The 14689-nt window shown below is 60.4% G+C and carries 14 protein-coding genes; 6 read left to right on the top strand and 8 right to left on the bottom strand.

Going from position 1 to position 14689, the window contains the following annotated elements; genetic code table 11:
- Positions 1-17 precede the first annotated feature (17 nt).
- Positions 18-2864 (top strand): leucine--tRNA ligase, encoded by a 2847-nt coding sequence (gene leuS, locus MHY08_RS06185; protein WP_239235905.1) that lies wholly within the window; start codon positions 18-20, stop codon positions 2862-2864.
- Here the strand turns inward: leuS and MHY08_RS06180 are convergent, their stop codons facing one another.
- The gene (locus MHY08_RS06180) at positions 2865-3506 is read right to left on the bottom strand and encodes a hypothetical protein (protein ID WP_239235904.1); all 642 of its coding nucleotides are present in this window, start codon (positions 3504-3506) and stop codon (positions 2865-2867) included. It abuts the gene before it with no gap.
- 333 nt (positions 3507-3839) lie between these two features.
- Here MHY08_RS06180 and MHY08_RS06175 point away from each other — a divergent pair, with 333 nt between their 5' ends.
- Entirely contained in the window at positions 3840-4298 is a 459-nt protein-coding gene (locus tag MHY08_RS06175) for a MarR family winged helix-turn-helix transcriptional regulator (protein WP_239235903.1), read from the top strand.
- Between the two features lie 78 nt (positions 4299-4376).
- Here the strand turns inward: MHY08_RS06175 and MHY08_RS06170 are convergent, their stop codons facing one another.
- The gene (locus MHY08_RS06170; RefSeq protein ID WP_239235901.1) at positions 4377-5351 is read right to left on the bottom strand and encodes an MDR family oxidoreductase; all 975 of its coding nucleotides are present in this window, start codon (positions 5349-5351) and stop codon (positions 4377-4379) included.
- A 78-nt stretch (positions 5352-5429) separates the two neighbouring features.
- Between MHY08_RS06170 and MHY08_RS06165 the strand changes: the two genes are divergently transcribed.
- Positions 5430-6020 (top strand): VanZ family protein, encoded by a 591-nt coding sequence (locus MHY08_RS06165; protein ID WP_239235899.1) that lies wholly within the window; start codon positions 5430-5432, stop codon positions 6018-6020.
- Between the two features lie 24 nt (positions 6021-6044).
- Here the strand turns inward: MHY08_RS06165 and MHY08_RS06160 are convergent, their stop codons facing one another.
- Positions 6045-7094 (bottom strand): ABC transporter permease, encoded by a 1050-nt coding sequence (locus tag MHY08_RS06160; protein WP_370658790.1) that lies wholly within the window; start codon positions 7092-7094, stop codon positions 6045-6047.
- A gap of 134 nt (positions 7095-7228) precedes the next feature.
- Here MHY08_RS06160 and MHY08_RS06155 point away from each other — a divergent pair, with 134 nt between their 5' ends.
- Positions 7229-7819, top strand: coding sequence for a TetR/AcrR family transcriptional regulator (locus tag MHY08_RS06155; protein ID WP_239235893.1), 591 nt, complete (start codon positions 7229-7231; stop codon positions 7817-7819).
- On the opposite strand, the gene MHY08_RS06150 is transcribed toward MHY08_RS06155, so the two are convergent.
- From MHY08_RS06150 to MHY08_RS06135, 4 genes are all read right to left on the bottom strand, one after another.
- Positions 7816-8568, bottom strand: coding sequence for a DUF364 domain-containing protein (locus MHY08_RS06150; protein ID WP_239235891.1), 753 nt, complete (start codon positions 8566-8568; stop codon positions 7816-7818). The two genes, MHY08_RS06155 and MHY08_RS06150, sit on opposite strands and share 4 nt — an antisense overlap.
- Positions 8569-8650: 82 nt before the next feature.
- Positions 8651-9625 carry an NAD(P)-binding domain-containing protein gene (locus tag MHY08_RS06145; protein WP_239235889.1) on the bottom strand — a complete coding sequence of 325 codons (975 nt, stop codon included), beginning with the start codon at positions 9623-9625 and terminating at the stop codon, positions 8651-8653.
- Positions 9625-10242, bottom strand: a complete 618-nt coding sequence (locus MHY08_RS06140; protein ID WP_239235887.1) for a response regulator transcription factor — start codon at positions 10240-10242, stop codon at positions 9625-9627. The genes MHY08_RS06145 and MHY08_RS06140 overlap by 1 nt, the downstream gene beginning before the upstream one ends.
- Positions 10235-11335: a sensor histidine kinase gene (locus tag MHY08_RS06135; RefSeq protein ID WP_239235885.1), complete on the bottom strand. Its 1101-nt coding sequence runs from the start codon at positions 11333-11335 to the stop codon at positions 10235-10237. Before MHY08_RS06135 ends, MHY08_RS06140 begins: the two co-directional genes overlap by 8 nt.
- A gap of 153 nt (positions 11336-11488) precedes the next feature.
- Here MHY08_RS06135 and MHY08_RS06130 point away from each other — a divergent pair, with 153 nt between their 5' ends.
- Positions 11489-12472 (top strand): ABC transporter permease, encoded by a 984-nt coding sequence (locus tag MHY08_RS06130; RefSeq protein WP_239235883.1) that lies wholly within the window; start codon positions 11489-11491, stop codon positions 12470-12472.
- 1 nt (position 12473) lies between these two features.
- A complete protein-coding gene (locus tag MHY08_RS06125) occupies positions 12474-13115 on the top strand; it encodes an ABC transporter ATP-binding protein (protein WP_239235882.1) in 642 nt (213 codons plus the stop codon).
- Here the strand turns inward: MHY08_RS06125 and MHY08_RS06120 are convergent.
- The gene (locus tag MHY08_RS06120; protein WP_239235881.1) at positions 13112-14689 is read right to left on the bottom strand and encodes a bifunctional ADP-dependent NAD(P)H-hydrate dehydratase/NAD(P)H-hydrate epimerase; all 1578 of its coding nucleotides are present in this window, start codon (positions 14687-14689) and stop codon (positions 13112-13114) included. The genes MHY08_RS06125 and MHY08_RS06120 overlap by 4 nt on opposite strands.

Below are 14689 nucleotides of genomic sequence, written 5' to 3'. Positions count from 1 at the left end.
TATTACACTATGTGACTATGACTACCCAGAGCGATTCCACTTCGTACCGCTATACCCCGGAGCTGGCGAACCAGATCGAGAAGACCTGGCAGCAGTACTGGAAAGACAATGGCACCTTTAGTGCCCCGAACCCGGTCGGCGAGCTCGCCACCGATGCGGGCGAGTTGCCTAAGGAAAAGCTCAATGTGCAGGATATGTTCCCCTACCCTTCCGGTGCGGGCCTGCACGTGGGACACCCACTGGGATATATCGCCACCGATACTTACGCCCGCTATAACCGCATGCTGGGCAAGAACGTGCTACACACCTTGGGCTACGACGCCTTCGGCCTGCCGGCCGAGCAGTACGCCATCCAGACTGGTACCCACCCGCGCACCACCACCGAGGCGAATATTGAAAACATGCGCCGCCAGCTGGGCATGTTGGGCCTGGGCCACGATCCGCGCCGCTCTGTGGAATCAACCGATCCGGAATTCTTCAAGTGGACGCAGTGGATCTTCCTGCAGATTTATAACTCTTGGTTCGATGAGGAGCAGCAGAAGGCGCGCCCGATTGCAGAGCTCATCAAGGAACTAGAGGCCAATAAGCGCACCACTAAGGATGGCCGCTACTACGAGGACCTCACCGAAGAGGAAAAGGCCGCGGCCATCGATGAATTCCGCCTGGTCTACCTGTCTAATTCCACGGTGAACTGGTGCCCGGGCTTGGGTACCGTGCTGGCAAACGAGGAGGTCACCGCTGAGGGTAAGTCCGAGCGCGGCAATTTCCCAGTCTTCCGCAAGAACCTCTCGCAGTGGATGATGCGCATTACCGCCTACTCCGATCGCTTGCTGGATGACCTGGAGCTTTTGGATTGGCCGGACAAGGTCAAGTCCATGCAGCGCAATTGGATTGGCCGTTCCCGCGGCGCAGAGGTCTCCTTCCCTGCCGAGGGCTACGAGATTGAGGTCTTTACCACCCGCCCGGATACCCTCTTCGGCGCCGAGTACGTGGTGCTGGCCCCGGAGCACGAGCTTGTCGACGCCCTCCTCTCCCCCATCCCTTATGACGATGACGTGGATGAGCGTTGGACCTATGGCCACGATGATCCGAAGGAGGCCGTGGAGTCCTACCGCACCGATATTGCCGCCAAGTCCGACCTGGAGCGCCAGGAGAACAAGGAAAAGACCGGCGTCTTCCTGGGTACTTATGCCACCAACCCGGTCTCTGGCAAGAAGGTCCCGATCTTCATCGCGGATTATGTGCTGACCGGCTACGGCACCGGCGCCATCATGGCAGTTCCGGCGCACGACACTCGTGACTACGAGTTTGCCCAGGCCTTCGGCCTACCTATTACGGAGGTTGTCTCTGGCGGAAACGTGGAGGAAGAAGCCTGGACCGAGGACGGCGCGCTGGTTAATTCCTCCAATGACAAGGGCCTAGATCTCAACGGCCTGAATAAGGCCGAGGCCATTGCCGCGGCCATTGAATGGCTGGAAAAGGACGGCTCCGGCCGGGAAAAGGTGCAGTACAAGCTGCGCGATTGGCTCTTCGCCCGCCAGCGTTACTGGGGCGAGCCCTTCCCCATCGTCTATGACAAGGACGGCTTTGCCCACGCCCTGCCGGAATCCATGCTGCCGGTAGAGCTGCCGGAGGTAGAAGATTATAAGCCCGTTTCCTTTGATCCGGAGGACAAGGACTCCGAGCCACAACCTCCGCTGGCAAAGGTGCGCGATTGGGTCGAGGTAGAACTCGATTTGGGCGACGGCCCACAGACCTATTTCCGCGATACCAACGTTATGCCGCAGTGGGCGGGTTCTTCCTGGTACCAGCTGCGCTATATCGATCCCCGCAATAATGAGGCATTCTGCGATATCGAGAACGAGCGCTACTGGACCGGCCCGCGTCCAGAACAGCATGGCCCGCAGGACCCGGGCGGCGTGGACCTCTACGTCGGCGGCGTCGAGCACGCGGTGCTGCACCTGCTCTACTCCCGCTTCTGGCATAAGGTGCTCTTTGACTTGGGCTTTGTTAGCTCCCAAGAGCCTTACCGCCGCCTGTACAACCAGGGTTATATCCAGGCCTATGCCTACACGGATTCCCGCGGCGTGTACGTGCCGGCCGCTGAAGTAGAGGAAAAGGACGGCAAGTTCTACTACAACGGCGAAGAGGTCAATCAGGAGTACGGCAAGATGGGTAAGTCCCTGAAGAATGCCGTTGCTCCGGACGATATTTGCCGCGACTTCGGTGCCGATACTCTGCGCGTTTATGAGATGTCCATGGGTCCGCTGGATACGTCTCGCCCGTGGGCTACCAAGGATGTCGTAGGCTCCCAGCGATTCTTGCAGCGCCTGTGGCGCCTGGCCGTCAACGAGGACACCGGCGAGCTGGCGACTACCGACGCCGCCTTGAGCGAGGATGACCTCAAGCAGCTCCACCGCACCATCGCGGGCGTGCGCGATGATTACGAGAACCTGCGGCTTAATACCGTGGTGGCGAAGCTCATCGAGTACGTCAACTACCTGACCAAGACCTACCGCACCGAGGCCCCACGCGCCGCCGTGGAGCCGATCGCACAGTTGGTCTCCCCCATTGCCCCGCATATTGCGGAGGAACTGTGGCAGCGCTTCGGCCATGATGAGACCATCACCTACCAGCCCTTCCCCACTTTTGAGGAAAAGTACCTGGTCGATGATGAGATCGAGGTGCCGGTTCAGATCAATGGCAAGGTCAAGGCTCGCATCAATGTGGCCGCGGATGCGGACCAGGACGCGGTCTTTGACGTTGCTCTCGCCGACGCGAAGATTGCCGATCTGACTAGCGGAAAGAACGTGGTGAAGAAGATCTACGTTCCGGGCCGCATGGTCAACCTCGTGGTCAAGTAGTTACTCGTCCCAAAATTCCGTGGCGCACAGCGCAATGCCGTGCGCCCGGATCCCCTGGCCGACCTCCAGTTTCTCGTTCACAATGAGCGGGAGGCCGTCGAGGTCGCATACCCAAAACTCCCCCATGCCCAGCTCATTGCTGTGCTTGGCGACGCCCCCGATAGTCCCCGACACCTCTACCTGCGGGTTAAGCATGCTGGGCTTGAAGTTCCGGTAGAAGCGCTCTGTAGCAGGCGAAGTCAAGGTAAACTCTTCCGGCTCCCCTACCTCGTATTTCAATGCCACAGCCGCCGGCCGCACCTGTCCCCGGAGCTTTTCTCCGCCGACTGGGTTGCCTGCCGGCAGGGCGAAGGGCGCATCCGCCAATGCCGCGAACCGTAAATCCCCCGTTTCCACAATGCCGATATAAGGCGTTGCGCGATATATCGTCCCCGGTGCCTCTTCCCCACCCCGGTACGAAGGCACCGCGGCCCACTCCCCTTCGTATTCCATAGCTGTGACCGCCATGCCGGACGGGTCGGCGTGGAATAGCACTCGATCAAATCCGGGCGCCTCCCACATGTCGTGGTCGGTAGGCAGCTCCGCAATGAGTTCTTCCATATTCGCGAAGTCGAAACCGCACGTGCTAAATAGCTTATCCATGCTTGCCATTCTAAACGCTACGGTCTTCTCCGCCGGTGCGGCGATTGCGTTCGCAGCCGCATCTTTGCCGCGAGTAGTTGCTTCACTATTTAATTTTCCAGTTAAGAACATATCTACTCAAACAATGGTGAGTTTAAGCAGATAGGTATTCAAAAGGAAAATTAAAGTGCTTTCGGTAGCAAAGGTATGGGTTGGTGAAATTGTGGTTCTCGTAGACCCACATCTCTGTGCAGTAGTGGGAGTTGGTGTATCAACTCCCGGCAGGGCAATGAGTTGCTAGATCAACTATGCAGTATAGACTGGTGAAAGAAGGAGAACCAAAGGAGGAATGCGATGCGCGTGGAGCAGAGCGCGGCGTGGGGCGATTTTGTTGCCATGCAGGAAGCGCTTCACGCGCGGCTTTCTGGGGAGCTGCAGAGTGGCTCTAGATTGAGCGAGGCAGACTACGCGGTTTTGGCCGTGCTGAATCGTCGGCGCCAAACTTCTACACGCCCGCATGAATTGGCAGACGAGCTCCGGTGGGAGAAGTCGCGGCTGCATCGGCAGTTAGTGCGCATGGAGTCCCGAAAATTGGTTTCCAGGCGCGAGGCGCCGGAGTTAGGAACCCGTGCAGTTGAAGTCACTGTGACGGAAAAGGGAAGTACCGCTTTCAACGCCGCGATCGCGCGACATACCGCCGCAGTCGAGGAAATCGTGGTGGGCACCCTTAGCGACGAAGACCTACAAACCTTGGGCAGGATTTCCCGCACGTTGCTACGCGGGGTAGTTAAAGAGGGGACGTCGGAAAGCTAGAGCTTCGCGCAGTAACTGGGCATACAAAAAGGCACCCGCCGAGATGGCGGGTGCCGTACAAGACTATCTAGGGGTGGCCTAGGAAATCTTGAGGACGGTGCGTCCGTGGTGGGTGCCCTCAAGGAGGGACTTGGATTCCTCGACAACGTCCGACAGTGGAATCGTATTGGTCAGGGACTTGAGGATGGACAAGTCCAGCTTGCGCGCGAGCAGCTGCCATGCGTTCTGGCGGTAGTGCAGCGGGGCGTCGACAGAGTTAACGCCGGCCAGGTGTACGTTGCGCAGAATGAAAGGCAAGACGGTGGTGGGCAGGTCTGGGCCGGCGGCCATACCGGTGGAAGCGACGGTGCCGCCCCACACGGTGCGGGCCAATACATTGGCTAGGACGTGGGAGCCGGAGGTGTCGACGGCACCGGCATAGCTAGCCTTTTGTAGTGGCTTTCCGGACTCGGCGAACTCGGCGCGGTCCACAATGGTGTGGGCGCCTAGCTCGTGGAGGTACTGGGAGTAGTCATCCGGGCGGCCGGTCATCGCGTGAACCTCGTAGCCGGCATTGGAAAGGAGGTTCACGGCGATGGAGCCTACGCCACCGGTGGCGCCGGTGACCAGGACCGGACCATCGGGCAGCCCGCGCAGAGAATTAACACACAGTGCGGCAGTGTAGCCTGCGGTGCCAACAGCGGCCGCCTGCTCTGCGGTGAAGTCCGCGGGCAGGGCGACGGTTGCTTGGGAGTTAACGCGCTGCTTCGGAGTGTAGCCGCCGTGGCGGAATTCGCCGAGGCCATCGCCGAAGGAAGATACCAAGGTGCCAACTGGAAGGCGCTCGACGCTAGATTCAGAAACCGTGCCGACCACGTCGATGCCCGGAACCAGCGGGCTGGTACGCATGACGCCGCGGTCACCTGCGATAGCCATGGCGTCTTTGTAGTTCAGGGAAGAATAAGAAACATCGACGGTAAGGTCGCCCTCGCCGAGGAACTCTCCCTCTTCGAAGGAGGTCGTAACGGACTTATCTTCGTTGCGAGTTACTAGTAGCGTGCTCATGCTCACCATCGTACGTTAAATGTGATGCAGAGATTTAACAGCGAATCTCACGGGGATTTTTCAGGCTCGCTTGTTAACTTGAACAACATGACGATGATCACGACATCCACCCGCATCTCGCGTCAGGTTGGGGCGCGGGGCGTGCCTGCCCGGCCCACCCAGTGGCGCAATGCCGGTGTCGCCTGCGTGGTCGTTTTGATGGCGATTGCCGTAGCTACGGTGGGCAAGCCATTTATTGATATTCCCGGCGTGATCGATGCCAGTGCGCATGCCCGCCGCAGCCTCGATCTGCAAATGTTCAACGGCTTTAATAACCCTCATCCGTGGTGGGGTCCGTGGACCAATACCTTTGGCAATATCGCGCTGTTTATGCCGCTCGGGGCGTGTCTGGTGGTGCTGGGACAGAATTCGCGGCACGTCCGCTTCGGCCGCGGTGGAACTATCCTTCTGGCGATGGCGCTCAGCCTGGGTATCGAAATTACCCAATACGTATTCTCGTTGGGATTTAGCGACGTCGATGACCTCGTTTTCAACACCCTCGGTGCGTCTGTGGGCGCGTTCTTGGTAAGCCGCAGCAGCGCCAAGGGACAGCTGCGGACCGTACGCGTCATCGGATGGCTTGCGGCATTGAGCTTGGGTGCATTACTTCTTGCCGTTATGGCCGGGGTAGTTCTCTAGAAACTAGGTCTCGAGCGGTGGGCCTTAGGCTGGTTGCGGCTGAGTGGACTCTTCTGCGGCGGGATTTTCGTGCTGTGATTGCTTGCGTTCTTTAACAATGCCCGCCGCCAGGGCGCACAGACCAACCGCTATCCAAGCCAGGAGCGTCCACACCTCAGTGCTAATGGAAGCCAGCGGGAAGTAATTTACCGAGCGGGTTAGGGAAGCGGTGGCTGCATTGGGGAATAGTTGGCCAAGGGCTCCCCACGGTGAGGCAATGAACTCCTTGGGGGCCATCGTTCCGGCTAGGGGGTTGCCAATCAGCATTATGGCAAGTGCGCCGAGCCCGAATCCTGGAGTTCCGAACAAGGCACGGAGTCCAACAATGAAGGATGAGGAGGCGGCGATGCCAAGGGTGAACACGCCCGCTGAAGTCCAGAAGCCAGCCGGCAGTAGATCGAATACCCCGCTGTAGACCCAGGAAACGAGGAGGCCTCCGAGTGGTGCGTATACAGCGAATGCGAGAAGACGCTGAGTGTTTTTCTGCAATACAAAGGAGATCAGTGCCGCACCGATTATGCCGCCGAAAGCTACGGGCAGGATAGAGAAGTTGATGCCCGCTCCTTGTGGATCACGGCTATCCAAGGGGGCTAAATCTCTTGCTTTGACATCGACGGAGGGAACTTTGTGTTCAGGAAGACCCCTAGCTTGAGCGGCGGCCTTGGCTTGGTGATTTGCCATCTCGCTCAATGGCTGTGACAGGTTTTTGATGATGTTTGCCTGGGGCAATCCCGCTGCCGAGGAGTAGAGAACCTCGGGCTCTTGGCCAAGGACGATTGCGCCTGAAACCTCACGTTGTTGAACCAGCCGTTCGGCTTCGGCCCGGTCCGAGGCGGGTTGCGTCTTGAATAGGCCGGGCTTCTTTTCATCGAGAGCCTTTTGAATCTGTGCAACTTGCTGAGGTTCACCGACCACGGCGGTGGAAATATCGCGGGGTTCCATCGTGGCCATCGGCCACAGGAAGGCTAGAAGGAAGAGTGTTAGCGCTAAGGGGGCGAGAGCCCCGACGACTAGCGCCTTCTTTACGTTGCGCATGGGGTACCTGCTTTCGGTTCGTGTGGGTAGTCCGTCAACCGCAATTCAACGAACGTTGAACATGCTAATTCAACAACCGTTGAAATTCAACAGGTGTTGAAAATCTTAGAGAGGGTAAAGGTAAAATACCCAGCATGGAGAACAAACATGCAGGACGACGGCCCGGCAATGAGGAGACTCGAGAAAAGATCCTGGCCGCAGCGTGTACGCGTTTTGGCGATGTAGGCTTTGAGGCCACCACAATTCGCAGCGTGGCAGCAGAGGCCGAGGTAGACCCTGCGCTGGTGATGCACTACTTCAAAAACAAGCAAGGCCTTTTTGACGCAGTTGTCTCAAGCCTGCAAGAACTCCCTGGGCGGTTGGAAGATGTAGCAGACCTAAAAGGCTTCATCGCCCAGTACTTGCAGCTTTGGGAAGCAGAAGACATGGGGTCGAGGTTGAAGGCGGTATTGCGCGCCGGGGTGGGCTCTTCCCATGCTTCCGGAGTATTGCGGCAATATATGGACGAGCAATTCTTGGAGCTAGTATCCCAATCTAAATTGAGTGCGACGGTATTCGATACGCCAGAAAAGCGGGAACGCATTCCCTTTATTGGCGCCATGCTGGTTGGCGTTGCGATTACGCGCAACGTGATTCTCGTTCCCTATGTGCGGGAGAAAACCATCGATGAGCTCGCAGAAATCTATGCAGCGGCATGCGAGGCGCTTTTGGAGGCGCGGCCTTAGGCGGATAATTCCACTCGGTGGCCCCAGTCAAACATGGTAGTGCCGGCATCGGTACCACTTAAGCCCTCGAACATAGCCAGGGGAGAGGTTGGGACCATTCCGGTGACCTGCGATACGCCGTAGTCTTCAACCAGTACCGGGGCTAAGGGAGTTGACGGACCCAATACGACATTGAAGGACTCGCGGGAGAGCTCGAGCAGGCGGGGCGCGGTTTTATTGACAAAGGCAGAGCCGGTAATAAAGACATAATCGCACTCGGGCAGGATGTATTCGGCGGCGGAATCGGGATAGTCGCCCTCATTGAGCGAGCGCTCTAGCATATAAAAATCTGCAGCCTGGTTGAGTGCCTTGGGCGCAAAAGGGAAGTGGCCAATGACCGCGACCTTCTTCCCGGCGACGGCGTTGCGGAAGGGATCGAAGATGTGGGGCCAGGGGGCGTCGGCAAGCGCAAAGCCATTCTCGTCGGCCACGGAAGGCGTGGCGTAGTAGGAATTTAGCGCGGCCATGCCGAAGGAAGCCTCCGAGAAATTCCAACTCTTGGCCAGCTGGGCGATGGCGCGTAAAGGAACACCGGAGTACTCGGCGCGCATCTGGGCCGGGCGAGAAGTTGCTGACATGGTCATGGCCATGCCGCAGCTAGGGCTTTCGGTGTATACCCGGGTCCACCGCGGTCCTTGGGCGGCGCGGGAGACCACTATGTCACGGGGAATGGCATCGATGAGGTCATCGTAGAGATCCCAGGCAGACATGTATAAACCAGCTTTCCCACATTGTGTCGCACTCTTTGTGTGAAGGCAGTGTAGTCGAATTAGCTGGGACTAACCTATAGCTTTAGTCACATATATTCGCTACATCGTGCGCGGTTTGCCTGGCAAACGGGCTTACCCCGGTAATGGTTGCGGAGCCGGGGCCGGTCCACGTGCCGTAACCCACGAGGAAGAGTCCGTCGACGGTGGGGGAGGTGCCATCAAGAAGCCCGCGGATGGGCCGGAGGGCAGGCCGGAAACCGGTGCACCAGATGAGGTGGTCTGCGGTGACTTCTTCAAGCGAAGAAAACATGGGGGTGGCCTGCAAAAGCCCGGAATCCCGCGCGCGCAGGACCGGTGGGACCATCACAATATCGCCCAGGTTGGAATCCGCGCCGGGGTCTGGCTCACCACGCATCATGGCGTTGAGGCGGGCGCGATTGCGCTGAAAGAGCACGCGGCCGTCAACGTCGTCGGGCATCCACCGCGGGGAGTTGCGGGTATACCAGGTGGTATCCACGCCGGAAAGCAGGAGCTCGGCCGCAATCTGGGCGCCGGAATTTGCTGCGCCCACGACCGCCACGGTGGACCCGGCAAAGTCCTCTGGGCCTGGGTAGAAGGCTGAATGCCATTGCTGTCCGCCAAAATCGCCGGGGTAGTAGGGGATAAAGGGCGCGGACCACGTGCCCGTGGCCGCCACGACCGTGCGCGCGGTCAGCTGCTCTGTACCGGCAAAGACGTGGAAGCACGCGCCGTCATGGTCGACCTTATCCACTTTGACTGGCCGGCGAATGGGCAGTTCATAGCGCTGCTCGTAGCGCGCAAAATAGTCGATGACGTGGATGGCCGGCGGAAAGCCCTCGTGGTGGGGCATGGGCCATCCCGGCAGGTTAGAGGAGGCGGAATTGCTAAAGAGCGTCAGCGAAGGCCAGGTGTGGCGCCAGGCCGCGCCGGGGCCGGATTCGGCATCCAGAATGACAAAATCCAGCCCTTTCTTGCGCAGGTAGTAACCCACCGCAAGACCCGCCTGGCCGGCACCGATGACTATGCAGTCCAGCATTAAATGAGCTTCCTCTCCCGTGCCACGGTCACTGCGGCGGTGCGAGTTTCCACGCCCAATTTCTGGAAGATATGGATGAGGTGGGTCTTGACCGTGGCCTCAGAGATGAAGAGCTGCTTGGCTAGTTCCTTATTGGAGGAACCGGTGGACAGCGCCCGGAGGATTTCTAGCTCGCGGGTGGACAGCGATTCTTGCGGCCGGCCTACGCGCTGGGCCAAGAGGTCTACTACCTCCGGCGCTAGGGTGCGGCGGTGCGCGGCGTTATTGAGCACGGCCTCGTGCAGCGCCTGCTCGGGGGAATCTTTAAGCAGATAGCCCATCGCGCCGGCTTCCACGGCGGCAAGGATATCGGCCTGCGTGTCATAGGTGGTCAGGATGAGCACGGGTGGGCCGCCGGCCTCCACTACCCGCTTGGTGGCCGCGATGCCATCCATGCCGGGCATCTGAATATCGCAGACCACGGCGTCTACCTGCGGGGCGTCGTCTGTAAAGAGCTTATCTACATCCGCGCCGGTGGAACCTTCCATGACTACCTCGACATCGGAGAAGGTATTGAGGATGGCGCGCAGACCGGCCCGGACCACGGGGTGATCATCAATCAGCATGACATTAACCATTGCTTTTCTCCTTCAGCGGGATACGGACCGCCAAGGCGGTGCCCTCGCCGGATTCCAGGTTCATCGTGCCGCCCACAGCTTCCACGCGGCCGCGCAGGCCGGTAAGCCCGAAACCATGATCCCTGCCATGGGGGCCAGGGGAGGCGGATAGTCCGCGTCCATTATCAACGACGTCCAAGGTCACCGCATCCTCGAAGAGGCCGAGCGTGACCACGGCGCGCGAGGCGTGGGCGTGTTTGATGACGTTATTCAGGCCCTCTTGGGCGGCGCGCACGATGACCTCTTTGATGTGTTCGGGCACCTTGCCGCTGCCGGAAACCACCAGCTCAAAGGTTGTGTCCTCGCCTAAGGCTTTCACGCGGCTGCGCATCTGGGACAACAGGGAAGTCAGCTGGGTTTCCAGCCGCTCATCGGGGCCGGCAAGCTCGCGGACGAAGCGGCGTGCCTCAGCCAGGTTTTCGCTCGCGACGTCCTCGATGACCGCCAGCTGCTCCTCCTTAGTCGCTGGATCATCGGTGCCGCGGGCCGCGCGGGAGAGCAGCAAGATAGAGCTGAGGCCTTGCGCTACGGTGTCATGGATCTCGCGGGAGAGGCGCTCGCGCTCCTCTAGCCGGCCGGCTTGGTGCTCGCTGGCGGCCAGCTCGGCTTGGGTTTCGCGCAGCTGCTTGGCGATGTCCCTGTGGTGCGCCGCCTCTGCCTGCAGCCGCCGCTGGATGAAAAAGACTGTGGCCGCAAAGACGGTACCGATAAGTGGTCCCACGGCCGCAGCGATGGACCAGCCCTCGGGGTGCAGCCAGGCGGGGATGAATGCCGCTGCTGCCCACAGCACGGCGATGGAGACCAACCCAGGCACGGTGGGTAAGGCGCGCAGAAAGACAAAAATGAGCGGGAATTCCAGCCACATGAAATCCTGCGCATGCACCATCAGGCCCAGCCACAGGAGGCATAGCCCACCCAGCCATAACCATGTGGGCAGCCAACGCTGTGCGGCATACACCACGGCGAGGGCGATGGCTAAGCCAATCACCCGGGCGTCGAGCCGGCCATCCACATAGGCACGCGCCACGCCGAAGACTAGCAGAAACGCGAACATGGCGTGGAGGCCATAGACCCATAATTTTTGTCCCTTAAACACAACCACCCAGGATATCCGCGCACCGGTGGACCGTGAATCAACCACTTGGTTGACTCGAGGTTCAGCGAGCTGGCCGATTACTTCTGACCTGCATAAAGCGAATATAGAACTATGTTCCTAGCAATCAGAGAAATCACCACAGCGCGCGGCCGCTTCGCGCTCATCGGCGGCACGGTTGCGCTCATTACCCTTTTGCTCGTGATGCTCTCCGGCCTGACGGAGGGCCTGTCCAAGCAGAATACTTCCGCGTTGGAGTTCCTGGAAGAGGAATACCCATATATTTCCTTTTCCACCGAGGACCCTTCCTTTAGCGAATCCGAGATGCACGCTGGCGATGTCGCCAGCGATGGCATTCCCTTCGGTGCGGCCCAGACCAAGCTGGAGGGCCACGGCGGCGTTGCCGTCCTCAGCCTGCCGGCCGGCACTCAGGTCCCGGGTACCGATAAGACCATTCCGGAGCAGGGCGTGCTCCTGCCCGAGTCCATCGACGCGGCCGATACCGTCACCCTAGGCGGCGCCGACTTTTCGGTGGAGGGCACCGTCCCAGAGACCATGTACTCCCACTCCGAGGTGGTGTGGGCCTCCACCGAGTCCTGGCAGCAGATTAGCCATGCTCCAGAAGACGTTATCGGCACCGCAGCGCTGTATAAGTACGAGATTCCAGGCTCTGTGAAGGTGTCCACGTCCTTCTCCGGCCTAGCGGCCTATCAGTCTGAGCGCGGCTCGCTGCTTACCATGCAGGGCTTCTTGTACGGCATCTCCGCACTGGTCACCGTCGCTTTCTTGACCGTATGGACCATCCAGCGCACCCGCGACCTATCCATTCTGCGCGCGCTCGGCGCCACCGTGCGCTACCTCTTGCGCGATGCCCTGGCACAAGCCGCCATCATCTTGGCGGCCGGCACCATTGCGGGTGCCGTCGTTGGTTGGGTGCTCGGCGCGCTTGCCTCCGGCACCGTGCCCTTCGATGTTTCCCTGCGCACCATCGCCGTTCCCGCGGTTGGCATCTGGGCTCTCGGCATGGCCGGCGCCCTTATTGCTACCCGCCGCGTAGCTAAAGCCAACCCACTCGATGCCCTTGGAGGAAATGCTTAACATGTCCACCATTCTTGATATCCGCAACGCCACCGTGACCTACCAGGACGGCGAGACTACGACCACCGCGCTTGCCGACGCCTCCCTCATCGCCGAATCCAACACCCTTACCGCCATCGTGGGTGAGTCTGGGTCCGGCAAGTCCACGTTGCTGTCCGTAGCCGCTGGCCTCATCACCCCTGACTCCGGGTCCGTGCACGTGGACGGTACCCGCTCCATCATTTTCCAGCAGGCCAACCTGCTGTCCTCACTCAATGTGCGCGACCAATTGGTGATCATGGACCATATCGCTGGCCGCAAGCTGCGCCCACAGCGCGCCGATGAGTTATTGGCGTTTGTCGGCCTGGCAGGAATGGGCAATCGCCGCATGGGTCAGTTGTCCGGTGGCCAGCGCCAGCGCGTCAATATCGCCCGAGCGCTCATGGAGCAGCCGGACCTGCTCTTGGCCGATGAGCCTACCTCTGCGCTTGATTCCCACCTTTCGCAGGAGATCATCCGCCTCTTGCGCGATGTCACCCAGGAGATGAACACCGCCACCGTGCTGGTGACCCATGACCGCTCCCTGCTCAACTTCGCTGACCGCGTGGTGGAGGTCAAGGATGGCCACGTCTCCGAGCAGGAGAAGGTCTCTGCGCTCAGCTAGCGCTGCATGAGGAGTAGCCGGGCAATTGCCTGCGGCACGGATGCGGCAATCTGAGAGGCGGAGCAAAGGCCAAAGCCGTCCGGGGTGTGGGCGGCAATGGCCGCCGCGTGTTGGTGGATGGCCGCGGCATGCAGGATTTCCATAATTATCGCCTCCGCATCCGCCTCGGCGGCATCCAGTTGCGCGAGCGTGGCGCCGAGGATGCCAGAGAGTACGTCACCAGAACCGGCGGTGGCCGCGTAGGAGTGCCCAGCGTTCATGCCATAAATTTTCTGGCCTGGGGCCGTGACCATGGTGATCCGGCCCTTGTGCAGGATGAAGCAGTCGAGCGCATCGGAAAGCTCCCGCAGGCGCACCCCGAGCCCCTCCGAAAGATCAAGTTCGCGGCCGAGAGTTGTCGCGTAGAGCCGCTCAAACTCCCCGGCATGCGGGGTCAGGACGGCGCAGGGATGATCGCGCACGAGTTCGCGTAGATCGCCGTCGGTCGAAAGCACGGTCAGTGCATCGGCGTCAATAATCGTGGGCAGCCCGCGTTCTAGGACGGCGCGCAATTCCGCGGCCGCCTCCGGTCCGGTGCCTCGTCCTGGGCCTACGACCCAGGCTTGGGCGTGGACTTTTTCTTGGGCACTGGCATGAGGCACTACCTCCGGCAGGCTCGCGACCACGGAGTCATTGCCCACGACGCGAACCATGGACGGCGTGGCGCGCACCGCTCCCGTGGCGGCGAGGATACCCGCGCCGGGATAGGCGCTGCTGCCAGCACAGACCGCGGTCACCCCGCCGGTGTACTTGGTGCTTTTCGCCCCCGGAGTCGGATCCAGAATTGACCCCGTGCAGCCCACCGGCTTCGGGGCGGTGACCAGGCCTTGTTCTCCCGAAAGCACCGGCTCAGTCGGCCACTGGTAGGGCAAGGCGATAGTGGGTTCATTGGCGATATAGCCCACCGGCTCCGCGGTAGCGGAAAGCTCTTCTGCAAAGGAGCGCGGGGCACCGGGCAGGCGCAGATCGCAGAGCACCACCGCGCCGCATTCCGGGGCAAAAATATGTCCGGCACGGGCCCAGCCAAAACTAATGGTCACGTCTGCCTCTGCGGCATCGGCTGCGGCCACGCCGGTATCGGCGTTAATGCCCGACGGAATATCCACCGCTAATACCGGCACCCCACGCTCCTTGGCCTCGGTATAGGCCCTCAGCGGGGCACCGGAAAGGCCGCGGGTGGAGGCGAGGCCGGCGACGGCGTCGATAAGCAGATCGGCGTCTCCTAGGTCGTGCGCTATGGTTCCGTCGGCCGCGGTAAATGCCTCTAGCGCGGGTTCGTGGGCGCTATCCGCCGCGAGGATGGCCTCCACTGAGTAGCCCTCTTCTGCCAGGAAAGCGCCGGCATAGAGGCCATCGCCACCGTTGCCGCCTGGCCCGGCAAGGATAGTTACGTGCCGTCCAGAGTCGAGCATGCTTGTAGCCGTGGCTGCTACGCCTCGTGCAGCTAGGCGCATGAGCTCATCGTCAAAGGTCTGCTGGGCGAGAAGGGAATGCTCCGCCGCGCGGACGGCGGCAACGCTATAGGCATGTCGCAT

Source organism: Corynebacterium sp. ACRPJ, assembly GCF_022347345.1.
GTDB classification, from domain to species: domain Bacteria; phylum Actinomycetota; class Actinomycetes; order Mycobacteriales; family Mycobacteriaceae; genus Corynebacterium; species Corynebacterium tuberculostearicum_D.
This window is presented reverse-complemented; position numbering and strand designations above follow the sequence as displayed.

Bases quoted from the DNA above. Each gene is read 5' to 3' on its own strand.
- leuS (WP_239235905.1), top strand. From the start codon at position 18: ATGACTACCCAGAGCGATTCCACTTCGTACCGCTATACCCCGGAGCTG.
- MHY08_RS06140 (WP_239235887.1), bottom strand. From the start codon at position 10,242: ATGGTTAATGTCATGCTGATTGATGATCACCCCGTGGTCCGGGCCGGT.
- MHY08_RS06125 (WP_239235882.1), top strand. From the start codon at position 12,474: ATGTCCACCATTCTTGATATCCGCAACGCCACCGTGACCTACCAGGAC.
- MHY08_RS06155 (WP_239235893.1), top strand. From the start codon at position 7,229: ATGGAGAACAAACATGCAGGACGACGGCCCGGCAATGAGGAGACTCGA.
- MHY08_RS06150 (WP_239235891.1), bottom strand. From the start codon at position 8,568: ATGTCTGCCTGGGATCTCTACGATGACCTCATCGATGCCATTCCCCGT.
- MHY08_RS06130 (WP_239235883.1), top strand. From the start codon at position 11,489: ATGTTCCTAGCAATCAGAGAAATCACCACAGCGCGCGGCCGCTTCGCG.
- MHY08_RS06170 (WP_239235901.1), bottom strand. From the start codon at position 5,351: ATGGTGAGCATGAGCACGCTACTAGTAACTCGCAACGAAGATAAGTCC.
- MHY08_RS06180 (WP_239235904.1), bottom strand. From the start codon at position 3,506: ATGGATAAGCTATTTAGCACGTGCGGTTTCGACTTCGCGAATATGGAA.
- MHY08_RS06165 (WP_239235899.1), top strand. From the start codon at position 5,430: ATGACGATGATCACGACATCCACCCGCATCTCGCGTCAGGTTGGGGCG.
- MHY08_RS06160 (WP_370658790.1), bottom strand. From the start codon at position 7,094: ATGCGCAACGTAAAGAAGGCGCTAGTCGTCGGGGCTCTCGCCCCCTTA.
- MHY08_RS06175 (WP_239235903.1), top strand. From the start codon at position 3,840: ATGCGCGTGGAGCAGAGCGCGGCGTGGGGCGATTTTGTTGCCATGCAG.
- MHY08_RS06135 (WP_239235885.1), bottom strand. From the start codon at position 11,335: ATGTTCGCGTTTCTGCTAGTCTTCGGCGTGGCGCGTGCCTATGTGGAT.
- MHY08_RS06120 (WP_239235881.1), bottom strand. From the start codon at position 14,689: ATGCGACATGCCTATAGCGTTGCCGCCGTCCGCGCGGCGGAGCATTCC.
- MHY08_RS06145 (WP_239235889.1), bottom strand. From the start codon at position 9,625: ATGCTGGACTGCATAGTCATCGGTGCCGGCCAGGCGGGTCTTGCGGTG.